This is a genomic window from Delftia sp. 11MD (genome assembly GCF_050907895.1).
In the GTDB taxonomy this organism is placed as follows: Bacteria; Pseudomonadota; Gammaproteobacteria; order Burkholderiales; family Burkholderiaceae_C; genus Comamonas; species Comamonas tsuruhatensis.
Window position 1 is genome coordinate 6,389,140 of sequence record NZ_CP194333.1, and the last position, 24,020, is coordinate 6,413,159.

At 68.1% G+C, this 24,020-nt stretch carries 15 protein-coding genes; 10 read left to right on the forward strand and 5 right to left on the reverse strand.

Annotation, left to right across the window (positions count from 1 at the left end):
• Positions 1 to 86 precede the first annotated feature (86 nt).
• From ACRSCF_RS29295 to ACRSCF_RS29310, 4 genes are read left to right on the forward strand one after another with little or no spacing between them, the layout of a single operon-like run.
• Positions 87 to 4,223 carry a YhdP family protein gene (locus ACRSCF_RS29295; RefSeq protein WP_244387637.1) on the forward strand — a complete coding sequence of 1,379 codons (4,137 nt, stop codon included), beginning with the start codon at positions 87 to 89 and terminating at the stop codon, positions 4,221 to 4,223.
• Positions 4,220 to 5,035: a carbon-nitrogen hydrolase family protein gene (locus tag ACRSCF_RS29300; RefSeq protein ID WP_016454246.1), complete on the forward strand. Its 816-nt coding sequence runs from the start codon at positions 4,220 to 4,222 to the stop codon at positions 5,033 to 5,035. The genes ACRSCF_RS29295 and ACRSCF_RS29300 overlap by 4 nt, the downstream gene beginning before the upstream one ends.
• Positions 5,032 to 7,161, forward strand: a complete 2,130-nt coding sequence (locus tag ACRSCF_RS29305; RefSeq protein WP_034366220.1) for a two-component system sensor histidine kinase NtrB — start codon at positions 5,032 to 5,034, stop codon at positions 7,159 to 7,161. Before ACRSCF_RS29300 ends, ACRSCF_RS29305 begins: the two co-directional genes overlap by 4 nt.
• A 34-nt stretch (positions 7,162 to 7,195) precedes the next feature.
• Positions 7,196 to 7,825, forward strand: coding sequence for a response regulator transcription factor (locus ACRSCF_RS29310; RefSeq protein WP_012202778.1), 630 nt, complete (start codon positions 7,196 to 7,198; stop codon positions 7,823 to 7,825).
• Between the two features lie 5 nt (positions 7,826 to 7,830).
• On the opposite strand, the gene ACRSCF_RS29315 is transcribed toward ACRSCF_RS29310, so the two are convergent.
• The 3 genes from ACRSCF_RS29315 to ACRSCF_RS29325 all read right to left on the reverse strand — a co-directional run bounded on the left by ACRSCF_RS29315 (position 7,831) and on the right by ACRSCF_RS29325 (position 10,225).
• Entirely contained in the window at positions 7,831 to 9,105 is a 1,275-nt protein-coding gene (locus ACRSCF_RS29315) for an amino acid deaminase (protein ID WP_047328051.1), read from the reverse strand.
• Positions 9,106 to 9,210: 105 nt separating this feature from the next.
• Entirely contained in the window at positions 9,211 to 9,909 is a 699-nt protein-coding gene (locus ACRSCF_RS29320; RefSeq protein ID WP_016454249.1) for an OmpA family protein, read from the reverse strand.
• A gap of 145 nt (positions 9,910 to 10,054) precedes the next feature.
• Positions 10,055 to 10,225 (reverse strand): hypothetical protein, encoded by a 171-nt coding sequence (locus ACRSCF_RS29325; RefSeq protein WP_016449371.1) that lies wholly within the window; start codon positions 10,223 to 10,225, stop codon positions 10,055 to 10,057.
• Here ACRSCF_RS29325 and mltA point away from each other — a divergent pair.
• Positions 10,224 to 11,408 carry a murein transglycosylase A gene (gene mltA / locus ACRSCF_RS29330; RefSeq protein WP_017404060.1) on the forward strand — a complete coding sequence of 395 codons (1,185 nt, stop codon included), beginning with the start codon at positions 10,224 to 10,226 and terminating at the stop codon, positions 11,406 to 11,408. The two genes, ACRSCF_RS29325 and mltA, sit on opposite strands and share 2 nt — an antisense overlap.
• A 203-nt stretch (positions 11,409 to 11,611) precedes the next feature.
• On the opposite strand, the gene ACRSCF_RS29335 is transcribed toward mltA, so the two are convergent.
• Positions 11,612 to 13,372, reverse strand: a complete 1,761-nt coding sequence (locus ACRSCF_RS29335) for an MFS transporter (protein WP_411165081.1) — start codon at positions 13,370 to 13,372, stop codon at positions 11,612 to 11,614.
• 159 nt (positions 13,373 to 13,531) lie between these two features.
• A complete protein-coding gene (locus ACRSCF_RS29340; protein ID WP_016449368.1) occupies positions 13,532 to 14,035 on the reverse strand; it encodes an Lrp/AsnC family transcriptional regulator in 504 nt (167 codons plus the stop codon).
• A gap of 188 nt (positions 14,036 to 14,223) precedes the next feature.
• Here ACRSCF_RS29340 and ACRSCF_RS29345 point away from each other — a divergent pair, with 188 nt between their 5' ends.
• The 5 genes from ACRSCF_RS29345 (at position 14,224) to ACRSCF_RS29365 (ending at position 23,911) form a co-directional block, all read left to right on the forward strand.
• Positions 14,224 to 17,805, forward strand: coding sequence for an indolepyruvate ferredoxin oxidoreductase family protein (locus ACRSCF_RS29345; RefSeq protein ID WP_034366215.1), 3,582 nt, complete (start codon positions 14,224 to 14,226; stop codon positions 17,803 to 17,805).
• Between the two features lie 332 nt (positions 17,806 to 18,137).
• Complete coding sequence (gene yajC / locus ACRSCF_RS29350; protein WP_016449366.1) at positions 18,138 to 18,473, forward strand: preprotein translocase subunit YajC; 336 nt, start codon at positions 18,138 to 18,140, stop codon at positions 18,471 to 18,473.
• A 91-nt stretch (positions 18,474 to 18,564) separates the two neighbouring features.
• Complete coding sequence (gene secD / locus ACRSCF_RS29355; protein WP_016454252.1) at positions 18,565 to 20,487, forward strand: protein translocase subunit SecD; 1,923 nt, start codon at positions 18,565 to 18,567, stop codon at positions 20,485 to 20,487.
• 13 nt (positions 20,488 to 20,500) lie between these two features.
• Positions 20,501 to 21,451: a protein translocase subunit SecF gene (gene secF / locus ACRSCF_RS29360; protein WP_016449364.1), complete on the forward strand. Its 951-nt coding sequence runs from the start codon at positions 20,501 to 20,503 to the stop codon at positions 21,449 to 21,451.
• Positions 21,452 to 21,490: 39 nt separating this feature from the next.
• Positions 21,491 to 23,911, forward strand: a complete 2,421-nt coding sequence (locus ACRSCF_RS29365) for a DUF1631 family protein (RefSeq protein ID WP_244387638.1) — start codon at positions 21,491 to 21,493, stop codon at positions 23,909 to 23,911.
• Positions 23,912 to 24,020: the final 109 nt, after the last annotated feature.

Here is a 24,020-nt window from a genome sequence, read left to right on the forward strand (position 1 = left end):
ACGCGCAGAGGGATTGCAGCAACCCTTGGTTACCGCCCAGGCCCTGAGGGCGCCGGTCATAATTCCCGTCATAGCTGATGCCGCCGATGATCGAACCGAAACCGCACCCCACACGCCTGACCCGTTGGATGGCCGGCCTTGCGCGGTGGTCACTGGGGCTGGTCCTGGCCTTCTGGCTGGTCCTCGCCTCCGTGTGGGGGGTGCTCCATGGCTGGATTGTGCCGCGAATCGGCGAATGGCGTCCTCAGCTGGAATCCCTGGCCTCACGCACGCTGGGCCTACCGGTTCGCATAGGCAGCATCACGGCCCGCAGCGAGGGATTGGTCCCCCGCTTCGAGCTGGGCGACGTGGTGGTGCAAGACCCCGAACATTCGGCAGACGCCCTGCGCCTGCCCAGCGTGGTGGTCGCCGTTTCGGCACGCTCGCTGATGCGCCTGGGCGTGGAACAGATCTACATAGACCGTCCTGAACTCGTGGTGCGCCGCGCGGCCGATGGCCGAGTCTTCGTGGCCGGCATCGAGATCAGCCCTTCGGCCGGCGGGGACAATGCCGCCGCCGACTGGCTGTTTTCGCAGACCGAACTGGCGCTGCGCGGCGGCAGCCTGCTGTGGTTGGACGAACTGCGCCAGGCTCCGCCGCTGGCCTTGCGCGATGTGGACCTGGTGCTGCGCAACAAGGGCTGGGGCCACGGACTGCGCCTGGATGCCACGCCGCCCGAGGGCTGGGGCGAGCGCTTCATGCTGACCGGCCTGTTCCGCGAGCCGCTGCTGTCCACGCACGAGGGCAACTGGCGCCGCTGGAGCGGCCAGGCCCATGCGATGTTCACGCAGATCGACCTGTCCCAGCTCGGCCGGTACATAGACACCTCTGGCTTGCGCCTGCAGCAGGGCCGGGGCGCGCTGCGCGCCTGGATAGACCTGCGCCAGGGCCAGCCCGTGGGCGCCATGGCCGACGTGGCCGTGAACGCGCTGCAGCTGCAGTGGCGCGAAGACCTGCAGCCGCTGAAGCTGCAGGCCCTGACGGGCAGGCTGAGCGTGCAACACCAGGACGGCTGGCGCTTCGCTGCGCAGAACCTGGAATTTTCCACGGGCGACGGCCTGCACTGGCCGGCTGGCAATCTGCGCGCGCGCTACAACCCCGCCGGCGCCAGCACGCAGGGGGCGCTGGGTGAGCACGGCGAGTTCCAGGCCGATGGCATTGACCTGGCCATCCTCGCCCAGCTGGGCCAGCGCCTGCCGCTTCCAGAGCAGGTGCAGCAGCACCTGGCCGATCTGGCACCGGCCGGCCGCCTGCACCAGTTCCAGGGAAGCTGGCGCGGCCCGCTGGAGTCCTTGCAGCAGTACAAGGCCAGTGGCGAACTGCTGCAACTGTCGATCAACGGCGTGGCGTCGTCCGAAGGCCCCGCGGCGCCGGGCATGCCCGGCCTCAAGGGCCTGAACGCGCGCTTCTCGCTGGACCAGGACGGCGGCCAGGCCCAGCTGGAGATGGAGGGCACAGAGCAGCGGCCGGCGTCGCTGTCGTTCCCCGGCGTGTTCGAGGAGCCCGAGATCCCGCTGCACCGCCTGCAGGCCAGCCTGCGCTGGCAACTGCGCGGCCAGGCCATCAGCGTGCAGGTGCCCAGCCTGCGCTTTGCCAATGACGACACCGAAGGCGAGGCCCGCGCGCAATGGCATACCGGCGACGGCAGCGACAGGCAGCCGCGCTTTCCCGGCGTGCTGGACCTGCAGGGCCAGCTGCGCAACGCCGATGGCACGCGCGTGCACCGCTACCTGCCGCTGGAGATTCCCGCCGACGCGCGCCACTATGTGCGCGAGGCCATACACGCCGGGCGCGCGAGCACGGTGAACTTCAAGGTGCGCGGCAACCTGGACCACGTACCCGCCGACAAGCCCAGCCAGGGCGAGTTCCACATCGCGGCCAAGCTGCATGACGTGCACTATGAATATGTGCCGCCCCATCTGCTCACGCATGGCGAGGCGCCCTGGCCGGCCCTGGTCGATCTGTCCGGCGAGCTGGTGTTTGACCGCTCCTCCATGGCCGTGCGCAATGCGCGCGGCCAGTTCGCCGGCTATCCGCAGCTGCAGATGCGCGACATCCAGGCCAGCATTCCCAACCTGGCCCACACCGAGGTGGCCGTCACCGCCAAGGGCCAGGGCCCGCTGGCCGACATGCTGGGGGTGGTGAAGACCTCGGCCCTGTCGGCGCTGACCGGGCACGTGCTGGACGGCAGCGAGGCCACGGGCGCCGCGCAACTGGCCCTGCAACTGCAATTGCCCATCGACCATCTGGACCGCAGCAAGGTGTCCGGGCAGGTCACGCTGGCGGGCAACTCGCTGCAGCTCGATGACGAGACACCGCACCTGAGCCAGCTGCGTGGCGCCGTCAAATTCTCCGACACCGGCTTCTCGCTGGTGGGCTTGCAGGCGCGGGCCCTGGGCGGTGAACTGCGTGCCGATGGCGGCATGCAGGCGCTGGCGCGCAATGCGCCAGCCACCGAATCGTCCGTCAAGGTGCGGGTGCAGGGCACGGCCACGGCACAGGGGCTGCGCGATGCCAGGGAACTGGGCTGGGTGGCCGACCTGGCCCGCCATGCCGAGGGCCAGTCGCCCTATTCCCTGCTGCTGAAGGTGCGCCGTGGCACGCCCGAAATCCAGGTCCAGTCCAGCCTGCAGGGCATGCGCATCAACCTGCCGACTCCGCTGGGCAAGGCCGCCGAGTCCATCCAGCCGTTGGCCGTGAGCCACCAGCTCGCGCCCGCCAGCTTCGCCGCGCCCGATGCCCCGCTGCGCGACCAGATCAGCGTGCAACTGGGCGACACGGGCTCGGTCTTCTATGAGCGCGACATCAGTGGCAAGCACAGCCGCGTGCTGCACGGCAGCATCCTCATCGGCCAGGAAGCGGGCACCGCCCCCACTTCGGGCCAGGGCGTGCAGGCCCATGTGCAGTTGCCGCTCTTCAATATCGACGACTGGCTGGCGCTGGCGCCGCAGTCCAACGGCGCCATGCCAGAGCCCGCCGACGCCGCCACGGACCCTGCGCGCGAATACCTTCCCGATCGGCTGAGCCTGCGCGTCAAGCAACTGCAGGCCAAGGGGCGGCAGCTGCACGATGTGGTGGCGGGCATTTCGCGCGATGGTGGCTCGTGGCACAGCAACCTCACCTCCCAGGAGCTGGATGGCTATGTGGGCTTTCGCGAAGGCACGGACGCCCAGCCCGAAGGGCAACTGGTCGCCCGGCTGTCCCGCCTGACGGTGCCGGAGGCCAAGTCCGAACGCGTGGACGCCCTGTTCAACGAAGGGCCGCGCCAGCTGCCGGCGCTGCAGATCGTGGTGGACGACATGCACCTGTCGGGCCATGCGCTGGGCCGCCTGGAGGTCGAGGCCCGCAACCGCCCCGTGCCCGGCAACGCGGCGGCACGCGAATGGCAGCTGTCGCGCTTCAACATTTCCACGCCCGAGGCCACGCTGACGGCCAACGGCCAGTGGCGCCTGCCCCAGGGGCAGTCCGAGCATCCGGGGCGCAGCCAGCTGCAGTTCCAGCTGGACCTGCGCGACGTGGGCAAGCTGCTCACGCGCTTTGACATGCCCGGCGTGGTGGGCAATGGCAAGGGGAGCCTGCAGGGCTCGGCGGGATGGACGGGCTCGCCCATCACGCCCGATTTCCGCAGCCTCTCGGGCTCCATGCACCTGGATGTGCAGACCGGCCAGTTCCTCAAGGCCGAACCGGGCCTGGCCAAGCTGCTGAGCGTGCTCAGCCTGCAGGCGCTGCCACGCCGGCTGACGCTGGATTTCCGCGATGTCTTCAGCAACGGCTTTGCCTTCGACTTCATGCGCGGTGATGTGCAGATCACCGATGGCGTGGCGCGCACCAACAACATGCAGATGAAGGGCGTCAACGCCGCCGTGCTGATGGAAGGCACGGCAGACCTGGTCCAGGAGACGCAGAATCTGCACGTGGTGGTGGTGCCAGAGATCAACGCGATGACCGCCTCCCTGGTGGCCACGGCCATCAACCCCGTGATCGGCCTGGGCAGCTTTCTGGCGCAGGTGCTGCTGCGGGGCCCGCTGATTGCGGCAGCCACCAAGGAATTCCGCATCGACGGCAGCTGGGATGATCCCCAGGTCACTGCCTTGCCGCGCCGCCGGGCCGCAACGCCCTCTGACACACCGTCGCGCACGCCCTCCACCGCCACCGAGTCAGCCCCTTCAGGAGAGAACCCATGAAAATCGCAGCCCTGCAAATGGTGTCGGAACCCGATGTGCGCGCCAACCTCGACCAGGCCATGGCCCTGCTGCGCCAGGCGCGCGAGCAGGGCGCCGAACTCGCGGCCCTGCCCGAATACTTCTGTGCCATGGGCCTGCGCGATACCGACAAGCTGGCCTACCGCGAGAGCTTCGGCCAAGGCCCCATCCAGGACTTCCTGGGCCGCGCCGCGCGCGAGCTGCAGCTGTGGATCGTCGGCGGCACCCTGCCCCTGGTGGCCGATGACGATGCCCACGTGCTCAACAGCTCGCTGGTGTTCTCGCCCCAGGGCGAATGCGTGGCGCGCTACGACAAGATCCACCTGTTCCACTACGACAACGGCCGCGAGCGCTACACAGAGGCCGCCGTGGTCCAGGCCGGCCACACGCCCGTGACCTGCGACATCACCTCGCGCGAGGGCGAGTCCTGGCGCCTGGGCCTGAGCGTGTGCTACGACCTGCGCTTTCCCGAGCTGTACCGCCGACTGGCCGAGCAGGGTGCCGACCTGCTGCTGGTGCCCGCCGCCTTCACCCACATCACGGGCCTGGCCCACTGGGAGGTGCTGCTGCGCGCCCGCGCCATCGAAAACCAGGCCTACCTGCTGGCGCCCGCCCAGGGCGGCCACCATGAGAACGGCCGCCGCACCTGGGGCCACAGCCTGCTGGCCGACCCCTGGGGCATGGTGCTGGCGCAGCAGGCCGAGGGTGCCGGCGTGGTGCTGGGCGAGATCAAGCGCGAGCGCCTGGCGCATGTGCGCCGCCAGTTGCCGGCCCTGGAGCACCGCGTCCTGTGAATCCGCTGCACCTGTCCACGCCCGCCCCTGCCGAAGGCCGCTGGCCCTGGCGCCGCTGGCGCACTGCCTGGCGGCGCTGGTCGCTGTGGAGCCTGCTGGTCGCTTTGGTGGCCAGCATGCTCATCACCATGGTCTGGCTGGCCGGACGCTATGAGGCCTCCCAGGTCCAGGACAAGCTGGAGCGCGACACCGCCAATGCCGTGGCCGACATACGCGCCGCCCTCAACCGCAACCTGCAGGACCTGCAGGCGCTGAACGCGCCCGACAACGACCCTGCCGAGTGGAAGACCCGCGCCGCCGAGCTGCTGCAGGTGCGCCGCGAGCTGATGCGCATCGAATGGCGCGATGCGGGCCTGCAGATCCGCTCCCATGCCGAGACGCCCTACCGCAACGTGCAGTGGGAAGACCAGCTGCGCACGCAAAACACCCATCCGGAGGCCGTGCTGACCTGCACCCACGCGCGCCGCCTCAACGGCCCGGCCTACTCGCCCAGCTACTTCCAGCTGCTGGCCGAAGGCCTGGGCACGGAGATGATGGAGGTCTGCCTGCCATTGACGCAAAGCGGCCACATCATCGGCTTTGTCATCGGCACCTACAGCCTGCAAAGCCTGCTGATCACCCAGGTCAGCAAGAACCTGCCGCGCACCCAGGAAGTGTCCTTCACCGAGCCGGACGGCACGCGCCTGGCCCTGCTGGGCGCCTCCTGGCGCGGCACGCGCATGTTCACGGCGCAGCAGCTGCTGGACCTGCCGGGCAGCACCCTGGTGCTGCGCATGGACAGCTGGCACCGCGCGCCCAGCGTATTCCCCAACGTGCTCACGGCCCTGGTGACGCTGATGTCCATCGCCCTGGTGTCCGTGGTCGCCGTGCTGGTGCGCGACAACCGCCGACGCCTGCGCGCCGAGCGCGATCTGGGCGATGCGCTGGCCTTTCGCAAGGCCATGGAGGACTCGCTGGTCACGGGCCTGCGCGCGCGCGATCTGCAGGGCCGCATCAGCTATGTGAACCCGGCCTTCTGCAGCATGGTGGGCTTCACGGCCGAGGAACTGCTGGGACTGAGCATTGCGCCCTACTGGCCGCCCGAGCGCGCCGAGATCTACGCGCGCCGGCGCGACAGCCGCCTGTCCGGCAACGCCCCGCCGCCGCGCGAGGGCCATGAAAGCATCTTCATGCGCAAGGACGGAACGCGCTTTCCGGTGTTGATCTTCGAGGCGCCGCTGATCAATGCCCAGGGCCAACACACCGGCTGGATGAGTGCCTTCATCGACATCAGCGAGCAAAAGCGCATGGAAGAGATCTCACGCGCCTCGCAGGAGCGCCTGCAGGCCACGGCCCGCCTGGCCACGGTGGGCGAGATGGCCTCGCTGCTGAGCCATGAACTCACCCAGCCGCTGGTGGCCATCTCCAGCTACGCCACGGGATCGCTGAACATGCTGGGGAGCGACGATGGCACGGGCACGGGCACGGGCACAGGTGCAGGTGCAGGTGCGGGCAGCGCCATCTCGGACCATGAAGCCCGGCTGCGCCAGCAACTGCAGGACCTGCGCATGGCCATGGAGCGCATCAGCTTCCAGGCCGACCGCGCAGGCCGCGTGATCAAGAGCGTGCGCGATTTCGTGCGGCGGCGCGACCAGTCCCGCGAAGTCATAGGCGCCGCCGAACTCATAGACGCCGTGCTGCCGCTGATCAGCCTGCAGGCACGCAACCTGGGCGTGCGCGTGACCACCGACATCGAGCCCGGCCTCCCGCCCGTGCTGTGCGATCCGACCATGATCGAGCAGGTGCTGCTCAACCTGGCGCGCAACGGCATGCAGGCCATGGACTCGCCCGAGACCATGGAGCGCGAGCTGCAGCTGCGCGTGCGCCGTGCGGCCGCCAGCACGCGCCGCAGCTGGGTGGAGTTCGCCGTCATCGACTGCGGCACCGGCATTCCCCAGCATGTGGCGGAGCAACTGTTCACGCCCTTTTTCACCACGCGCAACGAGGGCATGGGCCTGGGCCTGAGCCTGTGCCGTACCGTGGTCGAGCAGCATGGCGGCCACCTGCAGCACAGCCCCCACAGCCCGCGCGGGACCGTCTTCGCCTTCACGCTGCCGGCGCACAGCCCTGCGCAGGTGCAGGCATAGATGGCACCAATGGAACAAATGGAACAATAGGCCCATGGAACCTGTACCCGACGCCACCGTCTACATCGTCGACGACGACACCGATGTCCGCGAAGCGCTCGCCTGGCTGCTGCGCTCGCGCCGCCTGCTCAGCGAATGCTATGACAGCGCAGAGGCCTTCGACGCCATGCTGCAGTCGCGCCCACCGCCACGCAATCCCTGCTGCCTGCTGCTGGACATGCGCATGGGCGGCATGAGCGGGCTGGCGCTGTTCAACCTCATGCTGGAACGCAACCAGATCGCAGGCATGCCCGTGATCTTCCTGACCGGCCATGCCGACGTGCCCACGGCCGTGGACACCGTCAAGCGCGGCGCCTTCGACTTCTGCGAGAAGCCTTTCTCGGACAATGCCCTCGTGGACCGCATCGAACAGGCGCTGGAACTGTCGGCCCAGCACCAGGCTGAAACCCGTGCGCGCGAAGCCGTGCGTGCACGCTTCAACGAGCTGACGGAGCGCGAGCGCGACGTGATGCGCCTGGTGGTCGAGGGCATTCCCAACAAGCTCATCGCCGACCAGCTGGACATCAGCGTGCGCACCGTCGAGGTCCACCGCGCGCGCGTCTTCGACAAGATGCAGGTCAAGTCGGCCGTTGAACTGGCCAACCTGCTGCGCACACACGGCTGACCCCTTCAGAAATACGTGGCAATCACGTCCACCACGTCATAGCGGTCATTGACGACGGCCAACTGCCGCCATTTGTCAAAGGTCAGGCAGGGGTGGGAGATGTCGAAGGCCAGCATGTCGCCTATGCGCAGGCCATCGTCCTCGGCCACCTTCAGGAAAGCATGCTGGTCCATCATGGCCGTGACCTCCCAATGGGGCGGTGCAGCCACCGGCGCGGCATCACCGGGGCGGTAGCGCAGCGCGGGCCGGGGCGGCACGGCCTCGAAGGCGGTATCGCGCTTGCCCAGCGCCACGATGGCGCGGCCGGGCTCGGGCAGCGACTGCACATAGGCCCAGACCTGCAGCGCAGGCTGCAGGCTGGCACGCATCTGCTGCGCCACGGGATTGGTCTGGTCGATGCGCCGCTGCGCTGCCTGGTAGATGCCCGCGTCATGCGTGAGATAGCAGCCCGGGCGCAGCACCAGATCCAGCGGACCGCCGATGTCGGCCTTGCCGAACTCCTGGGCCACCACGTCATACCAGGCCGAGCCGGCGCCGGTGAGCACGGCCGGGCTGCGCTGCAGCCGGCCCTCGCCCGCCAGCCGCTGGAGCCAGTCCACGGCGCGCCGCAGCAGGGTGCGGATGGGTTCTTCTTCCTTGAGCACGCCCTCGTAGACCTCGATCCCGGCCAGTCGCACGCCGGCACCGGCCCGGGCCAGCGCGTCCAGCAGCGGCTGCATCTGCGCATCGGAGCGAACGCCCGTGCGCCCGCCGGGCGGGCCCAGTTCGATCAGCACCTGCACGGACCGGCCCGCCGCGCCAAAAAAGGCGGCCAGCTGCTCGACCTGCTCGGCACAATCGACCAGGCAGAAGAACTCGAAGCCGGGATCGGCCAGCAGCTCGGCCACGGCCGCCATGTTGCGCCGGCCGATCAACTGGTTGGCCATGAGCACGCGGCGCACGCCATGGGCATGGGCCACGCACGTCTGCTGAGCGGTGGCCAGCGTGATGCCCCAGGCGCCCGCGTCGATCTGCTGGCGGAACAGGCGGGGCGCCATGGTCGTCTTTCCGTGGGGCGCGAGCTGGGCGCCGTAGGCATCCACAAAGCGCTGCATCCAGGCCAGGTTGTGCGACAGGCGCGACTGCGACAGCACGGCCACCGGCAAACTCAAGTCTTCCCGCAGCAGATTCCACCCCTGCGCGGCAGCGTCCTGCGGCGCGCAGGGGGCGGACAGCGCGCCCAGGCCCTTGTCGAGCGGGCTGACCACGTCGGCCGCGCCCGCTGTGCTTGCTTCACTCATACGACTCCCCATTGATGGATGGGAGCCAGCATAGGGCAATGCCGGTGCCCGCCCACGCAAAAACGCCCCGCGTTGCGGGGCGTTGCATCTGGCACAGAGCCCGGGTCAGCGGGGCTGCTGGTACTGCGGCTGCTGTTGATACTGAGGCTGCTGGTGCTGCTGCGGGATCTCGCCCACGAAGATCTCCACGCGGCGGTTCATGGCACGGCCGCTGGCCGAGTCGTTGGAAGCCACGGGCTGGTGCGAGCCACGGCCTTCGGTGGCGATGCGGGCGCCCGAGACGCCGCGCATGGTCAGGTAGTTGCGCGTGCTGTTGGCGCGGTCCAGCGACAGCGGATTGTTGATGGCGTCAGAGCCGGTGCTGTCCGTGTGGCCGATGATGCGCACCTCGGCATTGGGGTTGTTGCGCAGGCCCTCGGCGAAGCGGTCCAGGATGGGAGCGAAGTTGCCCTTGATGTCGGAACGGTTGGTATCGAACGAGATGTCGCTGGGAATGTCGAGCTTGAGCTGGTTGTCAGCCGTCTGGCTCACGTTCACGCCCGTACCCTGGGTGGCCTGCTCCATCTCGCGCTTTTGCTTTTCCATGTTCTGCGACCAGATGTAGGTACCCAGTGCACCCACGCCAGCGCCGATCACGGCACCCGTGCCGGCCCTGCCGCCGGTGACGGCGCCCAGCACGGCGCCGGCTGCAGCGCCCACGCCAGCGCCCGTGGCCGTGCGGCGCTGGGTGTCGCTCATGTTCGCGCAGCCGGAGATGAACAGTGCGGCCGCCGTTGCGGCGGCCAGAACGATGTGCTTGCGCATTGGAAACTCCTTTTGAATCTTGGGAACGCACCGTGCGGTAGCGCCAGGGTCCCCATTGTGGAAAGCAGGCTGCGCACAGCCTATCAGTGCGGGCAGGGCATACCCGTAGGACGGCGCCCGCTCCGCGAGGCTGCCTCCACGGCCGTCACGGGCCGCTGCGATCCTGCCCGGGAGAGGGTTTGTCTGGAGACGGATGCGAATCCCGTGGCGTGTCCACGGGCAACTCGCCCTTGCGGCGTCCGGAGAACATGGTCCACCACACAATAGCGACCAGAATCACCAAGGCCAGCAGTGCTTCGAGCAAAATCAACCCCATGAATTTCCACCTCCTGCGCCATGCCGCGATGGCGCTGATTGTAGGGACGCTGGTCGCCTGCACGACCACCACCAAGCCGGTCTACGACCCCTCGCCCGTACCCGATCTGCAGCCGGGCGGCTCTCCCGCCGTCACGCCCAGGCCCCCGCTGGTCACCAACACGCCCACCAAGAGCCGCTGGATCGCGGCCGACTGGAGCGAATTGCCCGGCCTGCAGGAGGACGCGCTGCACGAAGCCTGGAATGCCTGGCTAAAGAACTGCGAACGACCCAGTTCGGTCTTCGCAGGCCTGTGCCGCGATGTGCGCCAGCTGAGCATCGCCACGGGCGACGAGCAGCGCGCCTGGCTCATGGCCAATCTGCAACCCTACCGCATCGAGGCGCTGGGCGGCGGCCCGGACGGCATGCTGACGGCCTACTACGAGCCGCTGTTCGAGGCGCGGCGCCTGCCCGGCGACGGATTCAACGTGCCGCTGTACAAGACGCCGGCCGGCGCCGGCTTCGGCAGCCGCAAGCCCTGGTTCTCGCGCCAGCAGATCGAGACCCTGCCAGAGGCCCAGGCGGCCCTGGCAGGCCGCGCCATCGCCTGGCTGCGCGACCCGGTCGATGCGATGGTGCTGCACATCCAGGGATCGGGGCGCCTGAACATCACCGAGCCCACGGGCGCGCAACGCACGATCCGCGTCGCCTTTGCGGGCACCAATGACCAGCCCTACAAGAGCGTGGGCCGCTGGCTGCTGGACCAGGGACTGGTGCGCGACGCCACCTGGCCCGGCATCAGCGCCTGGGTGGCCGCCAACCCCGGCCGCGTCAATGAAATGCTGTGGAGCAACCCGCGCTACGTCTTCTTCCGCGAGGAGCCGCTGGAAGGCCTGGACCTGCAGTTCGGCCCCAAGGGCGCCCAGGGCGTGGCCCTGACGCCAGGCCGCTCCATCGCCGTGGACAAGCAGAGCATCCCCTACGGCACACCGGTTTGGCTGTCCACATCCGGGCCCACCGTGGCGCTGAACCGCCTGGTCTTCGCCCAGGACACGGGCAGCGCCATCGTCGGCGCCGTGCGCGCCGACTACTTCATGGGCTGGGGCCCCGAAGCCGGCGACCTGGCAGGCCGCATCAAGCAGAACCTGCGCCTGTGGGCCTTCTGGCCGCGCGCCCTGGCGAGCCAGGCACCGCACTTGAGGTGACCCCCTGAGCGGCTACGCCGCTTCCTCCCGCTTTGGGGTGCGCCGCCTTTGCGCCAAGGCTCGCCCCGCATGGCACAAGACCAGCGCAGACACACCTCTATCCACTGTCCCTCGCTCTGGCGCGGCCCAACGCCAGGGGCGCCGAGCAAGAGCCGCCTCGCTGCGAGGGCGCCGTCCCCCTCTGGGGGAAGGCGCGCAGCGCCTCAGGGGGTATCGAAGTACCTCGTGACGCGCGGCGGTTCCTTGCCCTTGTGATACGCCAGCTTGCGGTCGCGCAGCGCCACGTCGGCGGCGGTGACGCGGTCGAAGCGGCGAAGGTGCTCGGTCCATGACTCGTCGATGATCTGCTCCACGTAGCGCTCCGGGTGGCTCATGCTGTGCAGCAGGCTCCAGCCCAGCGCGCCCTGGCGCATGCGGCTGCGGCGGCTTTCCTGCATGAGGGCGCGGAAGGCCTCGGCCTGGGTGGGGTCGATCTGGTACTCGATGGTGACGACCACGCGGCCGGCTTCGGGGATGTTGACCTCGGGGCGCTGGAAGGCCTTGGAGGGGCTCAGGTCCTCCTCGATCTGGCGGTCGCGCACCAGGCGCTGCACCAGCAGCATGCAGGCCACGCCGCTGGCGGCCGCCACCATGAGGCTGCCGCGCACGCCCACCATGCTGGCCACCTGTCCCCAGAGCGCGGCGCCTGCCGCCGTGCCGCCCATGATGGACATCTGGTAGATGGACATGCCGCGCGCCCGCACCCAGTTGGGCAGGGCCATCTGGGCCGAAACGCCCAGCACGTTGGCCGTGGAGATCAGCGCCATGCCGGCCAGCATCATGGCCGGCACCGCCATGTAGACATTGGGCGACAAGGCCACGGCCAGCGTGGCCAGGGCATGGACGGCCGAACCCGACCGAATCAGCCTTTCCTTGGACATGGCCTGGCGCAGGCGCGGCAGGAACATGGCGCCCACGATGGCGCCCGCCCCCATGGAGGCCAGCAGCAGCGTGAAGGTCTCGGCGCCGCCCCCGCCCTCGGTCGGGCCGTGCAGGCGCTGTGCCACCAGGGGCAGCAGGGCCATCACCGCCGTGCACTGCAGGAAGAAACACACCGTGCGCGCCAGCACCGCATGCATGCGCGGCGACTCGCGCACGAACTGCAGGCCCACGCGCATGGCCGAGGGCAGGCGCTCGCGGCCCAGCGGGTTGGCCACGTGGCGGCGCTTCCAGCGGATCAGCACGATGCCCGAGATGACGGACAGCACGGCATTGAGCACGAACACCCAGGCACTGCCCAGGCTGGCGATGATGGCGCCTGCCACCAGGGGGCCGATGATGCGCGAGGCGTTCATGGCCACGGCATTGAGCGCCATGGCCGAGGGCAGGTGGTGCTTGGGCACGAGTTCGGGAATCAGCGCCGAGAACACCGGCCAGCGCATGGCCAGGCCGATGCCGTTGGCAAAGGTCAGCACCAGCAGCCAGTGCGCCGTCATCCGGCCCGAGAGCACGAACAGGCACAGCACCAGAGCCACGGCCGCCACCCAGAACTGGGTGACGATGAAGTAGCGGCGCCGGTCCAGGATGTCGGCCAGCGCACCGCTGGGCAGGCCCAGCAGGAAGACGGGCAGCGTGGAGGCCGATTGCACCAGGGCCACGAGCACGGGCGAGGTGGTCAGCGAGGTCATGAGCCATGCCGCCGCCACATCGTTCATCCACATGCAGGTGTTGGCCGCCATCCAGATCAGCCAGAGCATGCGGAAGGTGGGGCCGGACAGCGGCGCCCAGACGCCCTGCTGGGCCTGGGCCGTCTTCTGGCCTTCGGCCTCGGCGGCCGCGCTGTCGGCAGCGGCCATGCCGGACGGGTCCTCGAGCAGGGTGCCCGGCGCCCCCGCGCCCGAGGGCTCGGCCGGGGGCTGGGTGGAAGGCTCGGTTTCTGAGGCGGGTGGCTGGGCGGGGTCTGGTGTTGATTGTTCTGCGGCCATGTGTCCCGATTCTCGGGCCAAACGCAGGGTGGCGCCAGAAATGGTTGCCTTACTAATAACCACGATCACCGCCTTGTACGACAACCGTTTTTCGCTCCTGTTACAGGAGCACACTGTCGCTTCGGCGCGACCTTCATAGGCCAGTCCGCCGGCCTGCGGCTACTGGCCCGGCAGTCCCTGGCCCGCCATGGGTCCCAGTTGGGACAGCGGCAGCGCATGGCTGGACTTGATCTCGCCCAGCGAGAAACTGGTCTGCATATCCTTCACGTTGGGCAGGTTCAGCAGCGTGTTGCGCGCGAACTGCGCAAAGCTGTCCAGGTCGCGCGCCACCACCTGCAGCTCGAAGGTGCCGGTGCCGCTGATGTAGTGGCAGGTGACCACCTCGGGCAGCTTGCGGATGGCGTCCTCCATCTCCAGCGTCAGCGTGCCGGCCGTGCGCACGGCATCGAGCCGCACGAAGGCCAGCACGCCCAGGCCGATCTTGTGGCGGTCGATGTCGGCGTGGTAGCCGCGGATGAAGCCCGCTTCTTCCAGCGCCCGCACGCGGCGCCAGCACGGCGCGGCCGACAGGCCCACGCGCTGGGCCAGCTCGGCATTGGTCAGGCGCGCGTCGGCCTGCAGGTGGCCGAGGATGGCAATGTCGAATTTGTCCAAAGTTTGCACAAAACACCATTTTCAAGAAAGATCCTTGCTCAGGATACTTGAAACAGCGCAAAGAAAGCAAAGACCTATCAGACGAGCACGAATACACTGAAAAAAGGCGATTTGGTTCAGACAACGAGTGCCGTGCATGCCTCCTTCCCGTTCCGGGCAGGACATGACAGGGCGCCGACCATCGATGGAGACAAGCCATGAATGCCCCACTGCCCGAAGACGTGCGCCGCGCCCTGGAGACGGTCACCCTCGACGACAAATACGCTCTGCAGCACGGCCGTGCATTCATGAGCGGAGTACAGGCCCTTGTGCGCCTGCCCATGCTGCAGCGCCAGCGCGACGCTGCAGCGGGCCTGAACACCGCAGGCTTCATCAGCGGCTACCGGGGCTCCCCGCTGGGCGGCTATGACCAGGCGCTATGGGCCGCGAAAAAGCACCTCGAATCCAACAACATCGTCTTCCAGCCCGGCGTCAATGAAGAGCTGGGCGCCACGGCCGTCTGGGGTACGCAGCAGCTGGATCTCTATCCCGAGACCAAGAAGTTCGACGGCGTCTTCGGCCTGTGGTACGGCAAGGGCCCGGGCGTGGACCGATGCTCCGACGTGTTCAAGCACGCCAACATGGCGGGCACGGCCCGGCACGGCGGCGTGATCGCGCTGGCCGGCGACGACCACATCAGCAAGAGCAGCACGGCCGCCCACCAAAGCGACCACATCTTCAAGGCCTGCGGCACGCCGGTGTTCTTTCCCAGCAATGTGCAGGACATCCTGGACATGGGCCTGCATGCCTTTGCCATGAGCCGCTTCTCGGGCCTGTGGTCGGGCATGAAGACCATCCAGGAGGTGGTCGAGTCCTCGGCCAGCGTGTCGGTGGAGCCGGACCGCGTGAACATCATCCTGCCCGAGGACTTCCAGATGCCGCCCGGCGGCCTGCACATCCGCTGGCCCGATGCGCCGCTGGAGCAGGAGCAGCGGCTGATGAACTACAAGTGGTATGCGGCCCTGGCCTATGTGCGCGCCAACCGGCTCAACCACAACGTGATCGAGGGCCCCAACGACCGCTTCGGCCTGATCGCCAGCGGAAAGGCCTACAACGACATGCGCCAGGCCCTTGCCGACCTGGGCCTGGACGACGACACCTGCCGCCAGCTGGGCATACGCGTGCACAAGGTCAACGTGGTCTGGCCGCTGGAGGCCACCATCACGCGCGACTTCGCGCGCGGCCTGCAGGAAATCCTGGTGGTGGAGGAAAAGCGCCAGGTCATCGAATACCAGATCAAGGAAGAGCTGTACAACTGGCGCTCCGACGTGCGGCCCAACGTGGTCGGCAAGTTCAGCGATGAGCACGGCGGCGAATGGTCGGTGCCCAATCCCAGCCAGGACTGGCTGCTGCGCCCCAATGCGGACTTGACGCCGGCCCTCATCGCGCGCGCCATCGTCCAGCGCCTGACCAAGATCGGCGTGCCCGAACACATCGCCCAGCGCATGCACGAGCGCATTGCCGTGCTGGACGCCCGCGAGGCCGCGCTCAAGGTGGCCCAGAGCCAGCCCACGGGCGACCGCGTGCCATGGTTTTGCAGCGGCTGCCCGCACAACACCAGCACCCGCGTGCCCGAGGGCAGCCGCGCCGTGGCCGGCATCGGCTGCCACTACATGACGGTGTGGATGGACCGCTCCACCAGCACCTTCACGCAGATGGGCGGCGAGGGCGTGACCTGGGTGGGCCAGGCGCCCTTCACCAAGGACGCCCATGTCTTCGCCAACCTGGGCGACGGCACCTACTTCCACAGCGGCCTGCTGGCGATACGCCAGAGCATCGCGGCCGGCGTGAACATCACCTACAAGCTGCTGTACAACGACGCCGTGGCCATGACGGGCGGCCAGCGCGTGGGCGAGCGGCCCGAGGGCCATTCGGTGCTGCAGATCATGAACAGCCTCAAGTCCGAGGGCGTGGCCAAACTGGTCATCGTCACCGACGAGCCCGCCAAGTACGACGGCGTGGCGCTGGCCGAGGGCGTGACCGTGCACCACCGCGACGAGCTGGACCGCATCCAGCGCGAGTTCCGCACCCTCAAGGGCTGCACGGCCATCATCTACGACCAGACCTGCGCCACCGAAAAGCGCCGCCGCCGCAAACGCGGCACGCTGGCCACGCCCGACAAGACCGTGGTCATCAACGAGCTGGTCTGCGAGGGCTGCGGCGACTGCTCGGTGCAGTCCAACTGCCTGTCGGTCGAGCCGGTGGAGACCGAGTTCGGCCGCAAGCGCCGCATCAACCAGAACACCTGCAACAAGGACTACTCCTGCGTGAAGGGCTTTTGCCCCAGCTTCGTCACCATCGAAGGCGGCCAGCTCAAGAAGCCCAAGAAGGAGAAAAAGGGCGACCTGTCCATGCTGCCCGCCATCCCGGAGCCCGTGCTGCCGGTGGCCGAGCAGGCCTGGGGCATCGTCGTGGCCGGCGTCGGCGGCACGGGGGTGATCACCATCGGCTCGCTGCTGGGCATGGCGGCCCACCTGGAGGGCAAGGGCGTGATCACCCAGGATGCGGCCGGCCTGGCGCAAAAGGGCGGCTCCACCTGGAGCCACATCCAGATCGCAAACCGCCCCGAAGCCATCTACACCACCAAGGTGGACATGGCCAAGGCCGACCTGGTGATCGGCTGCGACCCCATCGTCACGGCCACGCCGACCACCATGTCGGTGATGCAGCCGGGCCGCACCTTCGTGGCGCTCAACAGCCATGGTTCGCCCACGGCAGCCTTCGTCACCAACCCTGACTGGCAGGCGCCGGACGACCGCTGCGCCAGCGCACTGGCCCAGGCCGTGGGCCCCGAGCTGCTGGGCAGCTTCGACGCCGAGCAGGTGGCCGTGCAGCTGCTGGGCGACAGCATCTACACCAACCCGCTGATCCTGGGCTACGCCTGGCAAAAGGGCCGCGTGCCGCTGTCGCATGCAGCGCTGATGCGTGCCATCGAACTCAACGGCGTGCAGGCCGACAACAACAAGGCCGCCTTCGAGTGGGGCCGCCGCTGCGCCCATGACCTGGCTGCCGTGCGCGCCCTGTTCCAGACGGCCCAGGTGATCCAGTTCGTCAAGAAGCCTTCGCTGACCGAGATGGTGGCCAAGCGCGTGGACTTCCTCACGGCCTACCAGAACGCCGCCTATGCGGCCGAGTACCAGGCCTTCGTGGACAAGGTCCATGCCGCCGAGCGCGCCGTGGCGGGCTCGGGCACGCGCCTGTCGCAAGCCGTGGCCCGCTATCTGTTCAAACTCATGGCCTACAAGGATGAGTACGAGGTCGCGCGCCTGCACACCGATGCGGCCTTCAGCCAGCGCATCGCCAGCATGTTCGAGGGCGACTACCGCGTGGTCCACCACCTGGCGCCGCCGTCGTCGGCCGCCAAGGACGAGCAGGGCCATCTGGTCAAGAAGTCCTACGGCCCCTGGATGCGCAAGGCCATGGAAGTGCTGGCGAAGATGAAGGGCCTGCGCGGCACGGCGCTGGACCCCTTCGGCCGCACGCAGGAGCGCCGCACCGAGCGCGCACTGATCCAGGAATACCGCCAGTGCATAGAAGGACTGCTGTCCGAGCTCACGCCCGAGCGCCTGGCGCTGGCCGTGGAGATCGCCAGCATTCCCGAGGACATCCGCGGCTACGGCCACGTCAAGGAGCGCAACCTGGCTGCGGCCCGCACCAAGTGGAAGGCGCTGATGGCACGCTGGAACGCCCCATCACGGGGCGCGGGCAGCACGGGACAGCCCGCAGTCGGCGTGGCCTGAAACCACACGGACAGCCCCGCCACAGGGGCGTCCTGTAAGATCGCGGCCGCCGCCCGTACCGTGAGGTGCGGGCGGCGCGGTTGCCTCCGGGGCCGCTTCAAGTGCCGTCACGCCGGGCGCAAAAACCACGAAAAAACGCGCTCCGCCCCTTTAAAAACGGCAGATGGCCGCCAGTTGCAGCCATCGTCGCCGAAAAACCCGCAGCAGCCAGATCCTGGCAGCCCATGTGGGTCAGGGCTGACGCATACAATGCTCCGTTCTCCTGCGCGGGCCCGTGCATATCGGCGTGCGCAGCGACCCTTTTTCGACCTTCCAATCCTGGAGTCTTGCCCGTGTTTATTTCTTCCGCTTTTGCCCAGACCGCACCCGCAGCAGCAGCCTCCGGTGGCGACTTCATGTCGCAGTTGATGGGCATGGCGCCTCTGGCGCTGATGTTCGTGGTGCTGTACTTCGTGATGATCCGTCCGCAGATGAAGCGCCAGAAGGAGCATCGCTCCATGATCGAGGCACTGGCCAAGGGTGACGAAGTGGCAACGGCCGGCGGCATCATCGGCCGCGTGACGCGCATGTCCGAGCAATTCCTGCACATCGAGATCGCCTCGGGTGTGGAAGTCCAGATCCAGCGCAGCGCCGTCGTCCAGGTGCTGCCCAAGGACACGCTGAAGTAAGCGCTGTCCCTGTCTTGCGGGTGTGCGGACCGCGCAGGCGGCAGCACACCCTTTTGTGCGTTGCTGTCTACAAAGAGCGAAGAGCGCGATCATGAACCGATATCCGGTCTGGAAGTACGCGATCATCGTGATCGCGCTGCTGGTAGGGGTGCTCTACACCCTGCCCAATTTTTTCGGTGAGGCGCCTGCGGTGCAGGTCTCCTCGGCCAAGGCCACCATCAAGGTGGACAACGCCGTGCTGCAGAAAGTCGAAGAGGCCTTGAAGGCTGCCGATGTCAAGCCCGACGTCCTGTCCATCGAAGGCACCTCGGTGCGCGCGCGCTTCAACACGCCCGACGAGCAGCTCAAGGCCAAGGACGTGATCCAGAAGGCCCTGATCCCCGATGCCAACGACCCGGCCTACATCGTGGCCCTGAACCTGGTGTCGCGCTCGCCGCAATGGCTCACGGCCGTCGGCGCCAAGCCCATGTACCTGGGGCTGGATCTGCGCGGTGGCGTGCACTTCATGCTGCAGGTGGACATGGCCGCCGCCCTGACCAAGAAGGCCGACTCCTTTGCCGGCGACCTGCGCAGCTCGCTGCGCGACAAGAACATCCGCCACGGCGGCGTCTCGCGCAACGGCAACACCGTCGAGATCCGCGTGCGCGACGAAGCCATGCTCACGGCCGCGCGCAACCTGGTCTCCGACCAGTTCCCCGATCTGGCGGCCACCTCCGAGCCGGATGGCGCAGGCTTCAAGCTGCTGGCCTCCATCAAGCCCGAAGCCCTGCGCAAGGTGCAGGAGCAGGCGCTCAAGCAGAACATCGTCACCCTGCACAACCGTATCAACGAGCTGGGCGTGGCCGAGCCCGTGATCCAGCAGCAGGGCCTGGACCGCATCATCGTGCAACTGCCCGGCGTGCAGGACACGGCCAAGGCCAAGGACATCCTGGGCCGCACGGCCACGCTGGAAGTGCGCCTGGTCGACGAATCCTCCGAGGCGCGCGGCGCTGAACTGGGTTCGGGCCCCGTGCCCTTCGGCTCCGAGCGCTACCTGGACCGCAACGCCCAGGCCGTGATCGTGCAAAAGCAGGTCGTGCTGACCGGCGAGAACCTCACCGACGCACAGCCCGGCTTCGACAGCCAGACCCAGGAGCCCACGGTCAACCTGGTGCTGGATGCCAAGGGCGCACGCATCTTCAAGGACATCACGCGCGAGAACGTGGGCAAGCGCATGGCCATCATCCTGTTCGAAAAGGGCAAGGGCGAGGTCGTGACGGCTCCCGTGATCCGCACCGAGATCGGCGGCGGACGCGTGCAGATCTCGGGCCGCATGACCACGGCGGAAGCCAACGACACGGCCCTGCTGCTGCGCGCCGGCTCGCTGGCCGCGCCCATGGAGATCATCGAGGAATACACCATCGGCCCCAGCCTGGGCGCCGACAACATCAACCGCGGCATCCACTCCGTGGTCTGGGGCCTGGTGGCCATCGCGGCCTTCATGTGCGTGTACTACCTGCTGTTCGGCGTGATCTCCACGGTGGCCCTGTCGGTCAACGTGCTGCTGCTGCTGGCCATCCTGTCCATGCTGCAGGCCACGCTGACCCTGCCCGGCATCGCCGCCATGGCGCTGGCGCTGGGCGTGGCCATCGACTCCAACGTGCTGATCAACGAGCGCATCCGCGAGGAACTGCGCGGCGGCGCCTCGCCGCAGGCGGCCATCCATGCGGGCTACGAGAACGCCTGGCACACCATCCTGGACTCGAACGTGACCACGCTGATCGCGGGCCTGGCGCTGCTGGCCTTCGGCTCCGGCCCGGTGCGCGGCTTCGCCGTGGTGCACTGCATCGGCATCCTGACCAGCATGTTCTCGGCCGTGTTCTTCTCGCGCGGCCTGGTCAACCTCTGGTACGGCCGCCGCAAGAAGCTCAAGAGCATTTCCATCGGCCAGGTCTGGAAGCCTGAAGACACCAGCCAGCTGCGCTCGGTGACGGCCAAGGGATCCAGCGTCGCCGATTCCGGCGCCAACAACTGAAAGGGGGAAGACCATGGAGTTCTTCCGCATCCGCAAAGACATCCCCTTCATGAAGTACGCGTTGATCCTCAACGCGGTGTCCTTCATCACCTTCGCGCTGGCCGTGTTCTTCCTGCTCACCCGCGGCCTGCACCTGTCCGTGGAATTCACGGGCGGCACCGTGATGGAGGTGGCCTATACCCAGCCCGCCAACATCGCCAAGGTGCGCGACACGGTCGCCGGCCTCGGCTACGCCGATGTCACGGTCCAGAACTTCGGCACATCGCGCGACGTGATGATCCGCCTGCCCGTGCAAAAGGACGTGACCTCGGCCCAGCAAAGCGAGCAAGTACTCACGGCACTCAAGAAGGAAGACGCCGAAGTCACGCTGCGCCGCACCGAGTTCGTGGGCCCGCAGGTGGGTGACGAGCTCATGCACAACGGCCTGATGGCCCTGGGCTTCGTGGTGCTGGGCATCGTGATCTACCTGGCCATGCGCTTCGAGTGGAAGTTCGGCGTGGCCGCCGTGATCGCCAACCTGCACGACGTGATCATCATCCTGGGCTTCTTCGCGTTCTTCCAATGGGAGTTCTCGCTGTCGGTGCTGGCCGGCGTGCTGGCCGTGCTGGGCTACTCGGTCAACGAGTCGGTCGTGATCTTCGACCGTATCCGCGAAGCCTTCCGCAAGTTCCGCAAGCTCAGCACCACCGAGGTGATCGACCACGCCATCACCAGCACCATGAGCCGCACCATCATCACCCACGCCTCCACCGAGGCCATGGTGCTGTCCATGTTCTTCTTCGGCGGTCCCAGCCTGCACTACTTCGCGCTGGCGCTGACCATCGGCATCCTGTTCGGCATCTATTCCTCGGTCTTCGTGGCCGCCGCCATCGCCATGTGGCTGGGCGTCAAGCGCGAGGATCTGATCAAGGCGCCCAAGGCTTCCACGGACCCCAACGATCCCAACGCCGGCGCCACTGTGTAAGCGAATGTTCTAGCTCCAGACCGGCTTACACTCGCGGGCATGCCCTCCCTGCCCACCCCTTCCAACGCGCCTGCTGGCCCCCAGTCCTCCCTGGGCCAGCAGGCGCGTTTGCATTGGGTGCGAGGACTGTGCAAGGGCCTGCCCGGCGTGGCCCAGCAGCTGCTGGCGCAGATGGAGCAACAGGCCCAGGCCGTGGGCACGCAGCGCGAAATGCAGGAGCGGCGTGAAGCCTGGGGCAACTACCGCCAGCACCAGAGCGCCTGGCTGAACGCCAGCATGCAGGCCCTGCAAGGCGCGCTACAGCCGGCCAAAGCCGCGCCTGCCGCCGTGCCGCAGCGCGGCGCGCCGCAGTTCGAGTTGCTCAGCGACGATGTGGTGGAGAACAAGATCCTGGCCTCCCGCATGGCCCTGGCCATGGGAGAGACCGCAGCGCCGGCCTTCGACACGCTGCGTCTGCGCATGCAGTTCATCGAGGGCCGCGAGCTGCCCTCGGACGACATCCTGCGCACCGAAACCGTGTGCCGGCACCTGGTCGAGCAATGGCTGGCCACGGGCCTGCAGCGCGGTGATCTGCAGCGCGTGCTGGACCTGCTGCAGACGGCCCTGGCGCCCGTGCTGGTGACCGAGTACCAGGCCGCCCATGTGCTGCTGGACGGCCAGGGCGTCACCCGCTCGCAGGACGTGGCCATGCGCGTGCGGCGCACCGAGGCAGGCAACTCCACGCGCGCCATGGGCCTGGGCCAGACCGCCGCGCCACCTGCTGCGGCCTCGCAGCATGCCACTGCATCACAGCATTCCTCGGCCTATGCGCCCACGCAGATGGGCGGCGTGCCCGGCGCTGCCGCCTACCCGCCTGACGCCGCCGCGCCCCATGGCCAGATGCCGGCGATGCCCGCCATGCCCGTAGGCCTGACAACCCTTTCGCGCGCACGCCACCGCGCCCAGGAAGTCGTGGGCCAGTTGCGCCGCCTGCTCATGCAGCCGGGCGTGGGCGTGCAGGGCCTAGTGCCCGGTGTGGGCGCAGGCATGCCCCAGGCGCCCGCATCGGCCGCGCTGACCCAGGCCTTGCTGGAGCAGCGCGTGGTGGCCCAGACGCAGTACCAGCAGATGCTGGCCCAGGGCCTGACCACGCTGCACATCGATGTCAGCCCGGCTGCCATCGGCCAGCTGGTCGGGCAGGTGCGCGAACGTTCGGCCGACCTCAAGCGCAAGGCCACCACCTCGGGCGAAAAGGCCACCATCGAGATCGTGGCCCTGATGTTCCAGGCCATCCTGACCGAGGACCGCATCCCGCCCTCGGTGCGGGTCTGGTTTGCCCGGCTGCAGGTGCCCGTGCTGCGCGTGGCACTGGCCGAGCCGGAATTCTTCAGCAACCTGCGCCATCCGGCCCGGCTGCTGATCGACCGCCTGGGCTCCTGCGTGATGGGATTCGACGCCTCCAGCATCAGCGGCAGCGCGCTGGAGTCCGAGATCCGGCGCATCGTCCAGGTCATCGAGCAATACCCCGAAACGGGCCAGAAAGTGTTCGTGCTGGTGCTGCGCGAGTTCGAGGATTTCCTGGCGCGCTACCTGACCCAGTCGCAGGACAAGGCCAAGATCGTCACCGTGGCCCAGCAGGTGGAGCAAAAGGAAACCCTGGCCATCCAATACACGATCGAGCTGCGCCACCTGCTCACCGACATGCCGGTGCGCAAGGAGATCCGCGAGTTCCTGTTCAAGACCTGGACCGAGGTGCTGGCCCTGGCCGCCGTGCGCCACGGTGCCAAGGACGCGCGCACCATGCGCTTCAAGCAGGCCGCCAGCGAACTGGTCTGGGCCGCCAGCGCCAAGCCCACGCGCCAGGAACGCTCGCGCGTGATCCAGACGCTGCCGACGCTTTTGCAGACCCTGCGCGAAGGACTGGCCCTGATCGGTGTCACGGGCGACGCCCAGTCCACGCGCATCAAGCTGGTCACCGACACGCTGGCCGAGGCCTTTGTCTCCAAGACCGCGACCATCGCCCCGGCCCGCATCGAGGCCATGGCGCAGCGGCTGGCCCATCTGGAGCAGTACATCAATGAAGACGGCATGCTCGACGAGGACATGCCGCTGTCGCCCGAGAACATCGAGATGATCCTGGGCGTGGACACGGCCGGCCTCAACGTCATCCCGAGCACGAACACGGCCGTGGAGCCGGTGATGCTGGAATGGGCGGCCTCTCTGGAGACGGGCCGCTGGTTCACCCTGGACCACAACGGCGCGCGCATCCAGGTGCAATACACCTGGCGCAGCCGCCGCAAGCAACTGCACCTGTTCGCCGCGCTCGATGGCACCTGCCACCTGCTGCAGCTGCGGCGCATGGCCTCCTACCTGCAGTCCGGCCTGCTGGCCGTGCATGACGAGGAGGCGCTCACCGTGCGCGCGACGCGGGATGCGCTGCAGAAGATTCAGGCGAACCCTGAAAGGCTAAGCTCCCCCTGAGGCGCTACGCGCCTTCCCCCCGGGGCACGGCGCCTCTCTACCCGCTTCGCGGGGGAGGGGGATGCCATCGGCTAGGCGCCCCCACCGCGAGGCGGCTCTTGCTCGGCAT